Below are 10,153 nucleotides of genomic sequence, written 5' to 3'. Positions count from 1 at the left end.
GTTGATAGGCCGGATCTGGAAGCACGGTAACGTGTGGAGGTGACCGGTACTAATAGGCCGAGGGCTTGTCCTCAGTTGCTCGCGTCCACTGTGTTAGTTCTGAGGCAACGACCGTTGCCGGTTTGAGCAGAACGCATAAAAGAAAAGTGTGCTTGTTCGCTCGAAACCATTAGGGTTTCGGTGGTCATAGCGTGAGGGAAACGCCCGGTTACATTCCGAACCCGGAAGCTAAGCCTCACAGCGCCGATGGTACTGCAGGGGGGACCCTGTGGGAGAGTAGGACACCGCCGAACAATCTTTGGGAAGGACCCCTGGTCACCAGCGTTCAGCTGGGACCAGGGGTCCTTTCGTTTTTAGAATGCTTGCGGTACCGAAGACAGGAGTCACCATGTCCACCAACTCTCCCGACGATCGACCGGAGCGCGACCAGCGCCGACGGGACAGTGGTGACCGCGGCGACCGGGGAGATCGGGGGGATCGCCGAGGATTCCGCAGCGACCGCGGTGACCGCAGCGACCGTAGCGACCGCGGTGACCGTGGTGGCTTCCGGCGGGACAGCGAGCGCCGTGACGACCGGTCCGGTGGGCCGCGCCGTGACAACGACCGTGGTGGCTACGGCCGTCGGGACGACCGTCGAGGCGATGACCGTGGCGAGCGTGGCGGCGACCGCGGTGGCTTCCGCCGTGACGACAGCCGTGGCGGCTACGGCGGCCGGCGGGACGACCGGCGTGAGGGTGATCGTGGGCCGCGTCCGGCGTTCCGGCGTGACGACCGGTCCGGTGGTCCGCGCCGCGACGACCGGGACCGCGATCGTGGCTTCCGTCGGGACGGGGACCGAGATCGCCCCGCCTTCCGACGGGATGACCGCAGGGACGACCGTCGCGACGACGACCGTGGCTACGGCCGTCGCGATGACCACCGCGGTGGTTACGGGCGTCGGGACGACCGTCGAGGCGATGACCGTGGCGAGCGTGGCGGCGAGCGCGGTGGCTTCCGCCGTGATGACCGCCGAGACGATCGGCGTGATGACCGCCGTGATGACCGCCGTGACGGGGATCGTGGGGGCTTCCGCCGCGACGACCGGGACCGTGACCGTGGTTTCCGTGGCGACGACCGCGATCGTGGGTTCCGTCGGGACGACCGGGGTGACCGTGGTGATCGCGGCGACCGGGGTGGGATCCGTCGCGACGAGCGTCGGGGCGAGGACCGTGGGGACCGTGGCGGGTTCCGGCGTGAGGACAGCCGGGGTGAGCGCGGTGGATTCCGCGGGCGTGACGACCGTGGCGGCCGTGGGTTCCGGCGTGACGACCGGGGTGGACGCCCCGGCGGGTTCCGTGGGCGCGACGACCGGCGTGACGACCGGCGCGGCGGCGGTCGGTTCCGTGACGAGCGTGACCGCGACCGCGACCGCGAGCCGATCAAGCGGCTGCCGATCCCCGAGGACGTCACGGGCGACGAGATCGACAAGGACGTACGGCAGGAGCTGCAGAGCCTGCCGAAGACGCTCGCGGACGATGTCGCCAAGAACCTTGTGATGGTCGCTCGGCTCATCGACGAGGATCCCGAGGGCGCGTACGGCTACTCAAAGGTGGCCCTGCGGCTCGCGTCGCGCGTTGCCGCCGTACGGGAGGCCGCTGGGTTCGCCGCGTATGCCAACCAGAAGTACGGTGAGGCGCTCGGCGAGTTCCGGGCCGCTCGGCGGATGACCGGCAACACCGATCTGTGGCCCGTCATGGCCGACTGCGAGCGCGGGCTCGGGCGGCCGGAGAAGGCGCTGGACATGGCCGGCGCGCCCGAGGTGCAGAAGCTGGACAAGGCCGGGCAGGTCGAGATGCGGCTCGTCGCGGCCGGCGCCCGGCGTGACATGGGGCAGCTCGACGCGGCCATCGTGACGCTGCAGAGCCCCGAGCTGGCCTCCAACGCCGTACAGCCGTGGACCGCGCGGCTGCGGTACGCGTACGCCGACGCGCTGCTCGGAGCCGGGCGGCAGGGTGAGGCTCGGGAGTGGTTCGCCAAGGCTGTCGAGGCCGACAAGGACGGCAGCACGGACGCCTCCGACCGGCTGGCCGAGCTGGACGGTGTCGAGTTCGTCGACGCCCTCGACGAGAACGAGGGTGAGGGTCCGGGCGCGGACGACGGCAGCGACGAGCAGGTTCAGGCCCGGCCCGATGAGGGCGACAAGGAGTGAGCTGAGCGTGACGTGAGGGCGGGATCCCGGGCAGGGGTCCCGCCCTTCGGCGTTCCAGGGGGCTTGTGGCGTTCAGAGGTCCAGGGCGCGCAGGACCAGGCCCGAGGCGGGCTTCGGGCCGAACGACGTCGACTTGCGGGGCATGGTGACGCCCTGGCGGGCGAGGTCGCGTACGACGTCCTCGCGGACGGGGTGCATCAGGACGGCCGTACCGCCGTCGCGTTCCGCCTTTCGCACGGTGGCGGCGGTGTCGTGGATGTAGGCGATGCGGGTGGGGTCGTCCTCGGGGATGTGCCAGACATGGGCGAGGAGTGTGGCGTGCAGGACGGTCGCGTCCAGGGTGCGCCAGGCGGCGGGGCGGTCGGCGGGGACCGTACGGGCGAGGAGGGCCGCGTCCGGCCGGTCGACCAGGTGGAAGGAGCCGTCGCCGGCGATGAGGAAGGCGTTGCCCGCGCAGGCGGCGTCGGCCAGTGTCTCCAAGGCCTGCGGGAGGGGGACTTCGAGGCGGCGTACGCGGAACAGGCCGTCGAGGGCGGCCAGGGCGTCCCGCACCGTCAGGCCGTGCAGGAGGCGGTGGATCGCGCGGACGCGGAGGGGGTAGCGGGCCGTGTCGACCAGGAGCACCAGGCCGTAGTCCCAGGCGCTGGGCGAAGGGTGTTCCGCGCGGAGACGGCGGTATGTCGCCCAGCGGTGGTGGCCGTCGGCGATCAGGGCCTGGTGGCGGGCCAGATCGGACTGGACGCGGGCCAGGTCGGCCGGGTCGGTGATCGACCACAGGCGGTGGCTGAAGCCGTCCTCCGTGGTGGTCGCCAGGAGCGGCGGGCCTTCGACCGTGCGCTCGATGACGGCGGTCGTGTCGGCAGCCGTGCCGTTGCCGCGGTAGGTCAGGAGGAGGGGTTCGAGGTTCGCCGACGTGGCGCGCATCAGGGCGGCGCGGTCGGCGACGACGTGCGGCATCACGTCCTCGTGGGGCAGGACCAGGCCTTCCGCCGGCTCCGTCACGCGCAGGGCGCCGATGATGCCCCGCTGGAGCATGCCGTCGCCGTCGTGCTGTTCGTAGACGTAGAGGCCGGGCTCGGTGTCGGTGGTGAGGACGCCTTCCGACAGCCAGCGGCGCAGGGTCTTCGCGGCCTGTTCGTTGCGGGCGCCGGGGGTGGCGGCCTGGGGGAGGATCAGGCGGACGATGTTGTAGGGGTCGGCGTCCTGGAGGTGGTGCAGGCCGTCGGGACGGACGACGACGTCGTACGGCGGTGATGTCACGGCGGCAAGGCTGCCGACCCGGTCGGGGTCGTAGCGGAGGCCTCGGAACGGGGTGAGTTCGAGGCCCCGGTGCGCCGTTGCTTCCGGGTGACCTGCTGTGTTCATCCCGGCATCGTACGGGTGTCAGTGGCATGGGGGATGATCGGGGGAAAGCCGTCGAACGAGGAGCGATGCGGAATGAGCCAGAGCGTCAGGACGAGGCCCGAGGGCAGTGGCCAGGCCCTGAGCGAGGCGTACGACACGGCGCTGCTCGACCTCGACGGTGTGGTGTACGCGGGAGGCCACGCGATCGTGCATGCCGTGGAGTCGCTCGCCGCGGCCCGCGCGGGCGGGATGCATCTGGCGTACGTCACGAACAACGCCCTGCGGACGCCGGACACCGTGGCCGCGCATCTGACGGAGCTGGGGATACCGACGGGGGCGGACGACGTCATCACCTCGGCGCAGGCGGTCGCGCGGCTGATCAGTGAGCAGGTGCCGGTGGGCGCCCGGGTGCTGGTGATCGGCGGTGAGGGACTGCGGGTGGCGCTGCGGGAGCGTGGGCTGGAGCCGGTGGAGTCGGCGGAGGACGATCCGGTGGCGGTCGTGCAGGGGTACGGCGGGCCGGAGCTGCCGTGGGGGCGGTTCGCGGAGGCCTGTTACGCCATCGCGCGCGGGGTGCCCTGGTTCGCGTCCAACACCGACCTGACGATTCCGAGCGCGCGGGGGATCGCGCCGGGCAACGGGGCGGCGGTGGAGGTCGTACGGATAGCGACCGGCGCGGAGCCGCGGGTGGCGGGCAAGCCGTTGCCTCCCATGCACCGGGAGACGATCCTGCGGACCGGCGCCGAGCGGCCGCTGGTGGTCGGGGACCGGCTGGACACGGACATCGAGGGGGCGTTCAACGGGGATGTCGACTCGCTGCTGGTGCTGACCGGGGTGACCGACGGCGCCCAGCTGCTGGCCGCGCCGCCGCAGCACCGGCCGACGTATGTCGACGCCGATCTGCGGGGGTTGCTCACCGGGCAGCCGGAGGTGGTCCAGGACGGGGGCGGCTTCCGGTGTGGCGGCTGGACGGCGACCGCCGGGGCGGAGCGGCTGGAACTCGATGGCGAGGGTGCGGGCTTGGACGGGCTGCGGGCGCTGTGCGCGGCTGCCTGGACCGTGGCCGGGGAGGGCTCGTGCGGGCTGGATGCGGGGAAGGCGCTGGCGCGGCTGGGGTTGTGAGTCGTCGCCGACACGGGATCGTGGCTGAATGGGAGGGTAGGCTAACCTAACTGCGTGTTGGTCGACAGTCCTCCCGAACAGCGCGCGGAACCCGAGTCCGCGCCGCCAACCCGACGGGCGATACGTGCCGTTGGGCTGCTCGTCTCTGTCCTGGTCCTGGTGGTCGTCGCGTTGGCGAGCATCGCGATCGGGGCGAAACAGCTGTCCTTCGGAGAGGTCTGGCACGGCTTGTTCGAGGCCTCCGGGACCTACGGCGACGTCGTGGTCGACGACCGGATCTCGCGCACCGTGCTCGGACTGCTCGCCGGCGCCGCCCTCGGCCTCGCGGGTGCCGTGCTGCAGGCCCTCACCCGCAACCCGCTCGCCGATCCCGGCCTGCTCGGCATCAACGCGGGCGCCTCCGCCGCCGTCGTCACCGCCATCACCTTCCTCGGCGTCACGAGCCTGAGCAGCTATGTCTGGTTCGCCTTCCTCGGCGCGGCCGCGGTCGGGGCGATGGTCTGGTTCCTCGGCGGCAGCAGGGGTGCCACACCGGTGCGGCTCGCGCTGGCCGGTACGGCGATCAGCGCCGCGCTGTACGGCTATCTCCAGGCCGTGATGATCGTGGATGACGCGGCGCTCAACAAGATGCGCTTCTGGACGGTGGGTTCACTTGCCTCGGCGACCGACGAGACCATCACGCAGGTACTGCCGTTCCTCCTCGCCGGCACCGTCCTCGCGCTCGCGCTCGCCCGCCCGCTGAACGCCATGGAGATGGGCGACGACACGGCCAAGGCCCTCGGCGCCCATCTGAACCGCACCCGCGTGCTGTCGATGCTCGCCGCGACCGTGCTGTGCGGGGCGGCGACCGCCGCCTGCGGGCCGATCGTGTTCGTCGGCCTGATGGTGCCGCATGTCGTGCGCTCCTTCACCGGCCCCGACCTGCGTTGGATCCTGCCGTACGCGGCCGTCCTGTCGCCTGTGCTGCTGCTGGGCGCCGATGTCCTCGGCCGGATCGTCGCCCGGCCCTCCGAGCTCCAGGTCGGCATCGTCACCGCGATTCTCGGCGGGCCGGTCTTCATCTTTCTCGTACGACGGCGGAGGACGGCGCAGCTGTGAAGGCCCCAGTGAAGAGCGCGGCGCAGTCCGCGCGTGGCAACCGCGCCGTGCGCGGCCCCGGCGGCTTCTCGCTCCGGCTCGACGTCCGGGCTCTGACCGTCGTCGTCCTGCTGCTCCTCGCCGCGCTCGCCGCGAGCATCCTGCTGATCGGCACCGGCGACTTCCCCATCCCGGCGGGCGACGTGCTCAAGGCGCTGGCCGGCGACGGCAACCCGGGGCAGGAGTTCATCATCAACGAGCTGCGCCTGCCCCGCGTTCTCGTCGGTCTCCTGGTCGGTGCCTCGCTCGGGCTCGGCGGTGCGCTCTTCCAGGCGCTGTCCCGCAATCCGCTGGGCAGCCCGGACATCCTCGGCCTCGGACAGGGGGCCACGGCCGGGGCGCTCGTGGTGATCGTGCTGTTCTCCGGGAGCGCCGGCCAGGTCACCGTCGGCGCGCTGGTGGGCGGGCTCGGGACCGGGCTCGCCATCTATCTGCTCGCCTGGAAGCGGGGTGTGCACGGTTATCGCCTGGTCCTGGTCGGTATCGGCATGTCCGCGATCATGACGGCGGTCAACGGCTATCTGCTGACCAAGGCCGACCTGGTCGACGCAGCCCGCGCGGTGGTGTGGATGACCGGATCGCTCAGCGGGCGTGACTGGGCGCAGGTGTGGCCGCTGCTCGCGCTGTGCGCCGTCCTCGTGCCGCTCGTCCTCGGCAACGCGCGCGGGCTCAGGATGATGGAGATGGGTGACGACGTCTCGTACGCCCTGGGGGTGCGCGTCGAGCGCGTACGGCTGCTGCTGATGCTGTCCGCCGTCCTGCTCACCGCGGCCGCGACCGCCGCCGCGGGCCCCGTCAGCTTCGTGGCGCTCACCGCCCCGCAGCTCGCCCGGCGCCTGACCCGCTCGCCCGGACCGAACCTGCTGCCCTCCCTCTGCATGGGCGCCACCCTCCTGGTCACCGCGGACTGGGCCTCCCAGCAGGTCTTCGGGGCCGACCAGATGCCCGTGGGCGTGGTCACCGGCGTACTGGGCGGCGTCTATCTGCTGTGGCTGCTCGTCAGCGAGCGAAGGGCCGGCCGGATATGAACAAGAACATCCGAAGGAGCACTGTGAACCGCCTGTCCGCCGACAACGTCACCCTCGCCTACGACCAGCGGGTCATCGCCGAGCAGCTGTCGGTGGAGATACCCGACAACTCCTTCACCGTGATCGTCGGCCCGAACGCGTGCGGCAAGTCCACGCTGCTGCGGGCGCTGTCCCGGATGCTCAAGCCCAGCCAGGGCCGGGTGCTGCTGGACGGGCAGGTCATCCAGTCGATGCCGGCGAAGAAGGTCGCGCGCACGCTGGGGCTGCTGCCGCAGTCGTCGATCGCGCCCGACGGGATCACGGTCGCCGACCTGGTGGGCCGCGGCCGCTATCCGCACCAGGGGATCCTGCGCCAGTGGTCGACCGAGGACGAGCGGGTCGTGCAGGAGTCGATGGAGCAGACCGGGGTCGCCGAGCTCGCGGATCGCTATGTCGACGAACTGTCCGGCGGTCAGCGGCAGCGCGTGTGGATCGCGATGGCGCTCGCGCAGCAGACACCGCTGCTGCTGCTCGACGAGCCGACGACCTACCTCGACATCCAGCACCAGATCGACGTCCTCGACCTGTGTGCCGAACTCCACGAGGAGCAGGGGCGCACCCTGGTCGCGGTGCTGCACGACCTCAACCACGCCGCCCGGTACGCCACGCACCTCATCGCTCTGCGCGACGGAAAGATCATCGCCGAGGGCGCGCCGAACGACATCGTCACGGCCGAGCTGGTCGAGGAGGTCTTCGGGCTGCGCTGCCAGGTGATCGACGACCCGGAGACGGGCACGCCGCTGGTGGTTCCGGCGGCGCGCAAGGCGCGTACGGCGGCGAGGGCGGTCGCCACCGAAGCTTCCTGAGGATCCGCTTACTGAGAATCCGCTTCCTCGGAATCCGCTTCCTGAGGTCCGCTAAAGAAGCTTCCTGAGCAGCAGCAGGTCGCGCACGCCCGCGTGCAGCTTCACCCGGCCCGAGCCCCAGGCCTTGGCGAAGTGCAGCTCGCCGTCGACCAGCGCGACCAGGTCGTCGCCGGTCATGCCGAGTCTGATCTGGGCCTTCTCGCGGGGCGGGCCCTGGAACGTGTCCTGGACATGGATACGGCCGCCCGTCATACGTCCGGCGAACGTGACGTCCAGGTCGGTGATGTGGCAGCTCACCGAGCGGTCCAGGGCCGCGGCCGTGCGGGCGTCCCCTTCGGCACGCTGCATGTTGTCCGAGAGCTTTTCGAGTGCGGCGCGGCACTCCTCGATCGTGGCCATCGCGATCGACGTTACCCCAGGGCTTCGCGGTAGCGTCTGGGCATGAGCGACTCTGTGCCCGAGACCACGGTGCCGGTGGAAGCGGTGGTTCCGGAGCCGGACGGTCCGGTCGAATCCGAGTACGACCGCGAGTACGACCCCGCCGCCCCCGCCCCGCTGAACATCCCCCGCACCCTCACCGGCAACGCCGACGTGGACGCCCAGCTGGAGCGGCTGGGCGATGCCGACCACCTCGCCACCGACGGGCACATCGAGGTGTACGAGGATGTACATCGGGGGCTGCGCGACGCGCTGACCGCGCTCGACGCCCGCCCGGGACCTCCGGCGCCCCCACGGCCGAACGAGCACAGGAGCTGAACCGAACGTGGCAGGAGTCGCACGTCGCCGTCTGGATGCGGAGCTGGTCCGCCGGAAGCTCGCGCGCTCGCGCGAGCACGCCAGCCAGCTGATCGCCGCCGGGCGGGTCACCGTCGGGAAGACCGTCGCGACCAAGCCCGCCACCCAGGTGGAGACCGCGGCGGCGATCGTCGTCGCGACCGACGGCAGCGATCCCGAGTACGTGTCGCGGGGCGGGCACAAGCTCGCCGGTGCGCTGGAGGCCTTCGTACCGCAGGGGCTCCGGGTGGAGGGGCGGCGGGCGCTGGACGCCGGGGCGTCGACCGGGGGATTCACCGACGTGCTGCTGCGGGCGGGAGCCGCGCATGTCGTCGCCGTCGACGTCGGATACGGGCAACTCGCCTGGACTCTCCAGAGTGATGAACGCGTCACCGTCAAGGACCGTACGAACGTACGCGAGTTGACGCTTGAAGAGATCGATGGTGAGCCTGTGGATCTTGTCGTGGGGGATCTGTCCTTCATCCCGCTCGGCCTGGTGCTGCCCGCCCTGGTGCGGTGCGTGAAACCGGACGCCGACCTGGTGATGATGGTCAAGCCGCAGTTCGAGGTGGGGAAGGAACGGCTGGGGAGCGGCGGGGTCGTCCGCAGTCCTCAGCTGCGGGCCGAGGCCGTGCGCGGCGTGGCCGACAAGGCGTGGGAACTGGGTCTCGGGGTGAAGGGCGTCACGGCCAGTCCGTTGCCCGGGCCCTCCGGGAATGTCGAGTACTTTCTGTGGCTGCGTGCCGGGGCGCCCGCTCCGGACCCGGCCGACGTTGACCGAGCAGTTGCGGAGGGGCCGCGTTGATGCAGAACCGAGCTCGTACTGTTTTCCTGCTCGCCCACACCGGGCGGCCCGCCGCCATCCGCAGTGCCGAGCTCGTGGTCAAGGGGCTGCTGCGGTCGGGGATCGGCGTGCGGGTGCTGGAGGCGGAGGCGGAGGATCTGCCCCTGCCGGACGAGGTGCAACTCGTCAAGGAGGCGACTCCGCAGTGCCTCGACGGGTGCGAGCTGCTCATAGTGCTCGGCGGTGACGGGACGCTGCTGCGGGGCGCCGAGTTCGCCCGGGCGTCCGGGGTGCCGATGCTGGGCGTCAACCTCGGGCGGGTCGGGTTCCTCGCGGAGGCCGAGCGGGACGATCTCGACAAGGTTGTCGACCGGGTCGTGACCAAGGCGTACGAGGTCGAGGAGCGGATGACCGTCGACGTCGTCGTGCATCAGAACGGCGACGTCGTGCATACCGACTGGGCGCTGAACGAGGCGGCCGTGCAGAAGGCGGGCGCCGAGAAGCTGCTCGAGGTCGTGCTGGAGATCGACGGGCGGCCGGTGACGGGGTTCGGGTGCGACGGGATCGTGCTGTCGACTCCGACGGGGTCCACCGCGTACGCGTTCTCTGCCGGTGGGCCGGTGGTGTGGCCTGAGGTGGAGGCGCTGTTGATGGTGCCGATCAGTGCGCATGCGTTGTTTGCGAAGCCGTTGGTGACGTCGCCGGATTCTGTGCTTGCCGTGGAGGTTCTGCCGCATATCCCGCCGGGGGTGTTGTGGTGTGACGGGCGGCGGACTGTGGAGTTGCCGCCGGGGGCGCGGGTCGAGGTGCGGCGGGGGGCTGTGCCGGTGCGGTTGGCTCGGTTGCATCATGCGTCGTTCACTGACCGGCTTGTGGCTAAGTTTGCGTTGCCGGTTTCCGGGTGGCGGGGGGCGCCTCACTAGCCATCTGT

General features: G+C 71.0%; 11 protein-coding genes and 2 rRNA genes. 11 read left to right on the top strand and 2 right to left on the bottom strand.

Annotated features, from left to right (window positions below; genetic code table 11):
- The 4 genes from ACIBU0_RS37155 to ACIBU0_RS37140 form a co-directional block, all read left to right on the top strand.
- Window positions 1–73, top strand: a 23S ribosomal RNA gene (locus ACIBU0_RS37155); the annotation flags it as partial.
- 103 nt (window positions 74–176) lie between these two features.
- Window positions 177–293, top strand: a 5S ribosomal RNA gene (gene rrf, locus ACIBU0_RS37150).
- A 153-nt stretch (window positions 294–446) separates the two neighbouring features.
- Window positions 447–1,535 carry a hypothetical protein gene (locus tag ACIBU0_RS37145; RefSeq protein WP_398827572.1) on the top strand — a complete coding sequence of 363 codons (1,089 nt, stop codon included), beginning with the start codon at window positions 447–449 and terminating at the stop codon, window positions 1,533–1,535.
- Window positions 1,427–2,188: a hypothetical protein gene (locus ACIBU0_RS37140; protein ID WP_398827570.1), complete on the top strand. Its 762-nt coding sequence runs from the start codon at window positions 1,427–1,429 to the stop codon at window positions 2,186–2,188. The genes ACIBU0_RS37145 and ACIBU0_RS37140 overlap by 109 nt, the downstream gene beginning before the upstream one ends.
- Before the next feature lie 72 nt (window positions 2,189–2,260).
- Here the strand turns inward: ACIBU0_RS37140 and ACIBU0_RS37135 are convergent, their stop codons facing one another.
- Entirely contained in the window at window positions 2,261–3,553 is a 1,293-nt protein-coding gene (locus ACIBU0_RS37135; RefSeq protein ID WP_398827550.1) for a DUF1015 domain-containing protein, read from the bottom strand.
- Window positions 3,554–3,625: 72 nt separating this feature from the next.
- Here ACIBU0_RS37135 and ACIBU0_RS37130 point away from each other — a divergent pair, with 72 nt between their 5' ends.
- The 4 genes from ACIBU0_RS37130 to ACIBU0_RS37115 are packed head-to-tail and all read left to right on the top strand — an operon-like array spanning window position 3,626 to window position 7,664.
- The gene (locus ACIBU0_RS37130; protein WP_398827548.1) at window positions 3,626–4,654 is read left to right on the top strand and encodes an HAD hydrolase-like protein; all 1,029 of its coding nucleotides are present in this window, start codon (window positions 3,626–3,628) and stop codon (window positions 4,652–4,654) included.
- Between the two features lie 54 nt (window positions 4,655–4,708).
- Complete coding sequence (locus tag ACIBU0_RS37125) at window positions 4,709–5,752, top strand: FecCD family ABC transporter permease (RefSeq protein WP_398827546.1); 1,044 nt, start codon at window positions 4,709–4,711, stop codon at window positions 5,750–5,752.
- Window positions 5,749–6,819, top strand: a complete 1,071-nt coding sequence (locus ACIBU0_RS37120; protein ID WP_398827544.1) for a FecCD family ABC transporter permease — start codon at window positions 5,749–5,751, stop codon at window positions 6,817–6,819. Before ACIBU0_RS37125 ends, ACIBU0_RS37120 begins: the two co-directional genes overlap by 4 nt.
- Entirely contained in the window at window positions 6,816–7,664 is an 849-nt protein-coding gene (locus tag ACIBU0_RS37115) for an ABC transporter ATP-binding protein (protein ID WP_398827542.1), read from the top strand. The genes ACIBU0_RS37120 and ACIBU0_RS37115 overlap by 4 nt, the downstream gene beginning before the upstream one ends.
- A 51-nt stretch (window positions 7,665–7,715) precedes the next feature.
- Here the strand turns inward: ACIBU0_RS37115 and ACIBU0_RS37110 are convergent, their stop codons facing one another.
- Window positions 7,716–8,063, bottom strand: coding sequence for a sterol-binding protein (locus tag ACIBU0_RS37110; protein WP_398827541.1), 348 nt, complete (start codon window positions 8,061–8,063; stop codon window positions 7,716–7,718).
- A gap of 42 nt (window positions 8,064–8,105) precedes the next feature.
- Between ACIBU0_RS37110 and ACIBU0_RS37105 the strand changes: the two genes are divergently transcribed.
- Genes ACIBU0_RS37105 through ACIBU0_RS37095 form a run of 3 tightly spaced genes read left to right on the top strand, consistent with a single transcriptional unit; the run spans window position 8,106 to window position 10,145 of the window.
- On the top strand, window positions 8,106–8,420 hold the full coding sequence (locus tag ACIBU0_RS37105) for a hypothetical protein (protein ID WP_398827539.1): 315 nt from the start codon (window positions 8,106–8,108) through the stop codon (window positions 8,418–8,420).
- A gap of 7 nt (window positions 8,421–8,427) precedes the next feature.
- Window positions 8,428–9,243 carry a TlyA family RNA methyltransferase gene (locus ACIBU0_RS37100; protein ID WP_398827537.1) on the top strand — a complete coding sequence of 272 codons (816 nt, stop codon included), beginning with the start codon at window positions 8,428–8,430 and terminating at the stop codon, window positions 9,241–9,243.
- Window positions 9,240–10,145, top strand: a complete 906-nt coding sequence (locus ACIBU0_RS37095; RefSeq protein WP_398827535.1) for an NAD kinase — start codon at window positions 9,240–9,242, stop codon at window positions 10,143–10,145. Before ACIBU0_RS37100 ends, ACIBU0_RS37095 begins: the two co-directional genes overlap by 4 nt.
- The last annotated feature ends 8 nt before the right edge of the window (window positions 10,146–10,153 follow it).

The sequence above is a fragment of the Streptomyces sp. NPDC049627 genome (genome assembly GCF_044465645.1).
In the GTDB taxonomy this organism is placed as follows: domain Bacteria; phylum Actinomycetota; class Actinomycetes; order Streptomycetales; family Streptomycetaceae; genus Streptomyces.
Note: the sequence above shows the minus strand (reverse complement) of the source record. Positions and strands in the feature narration are given on the sequence as shown.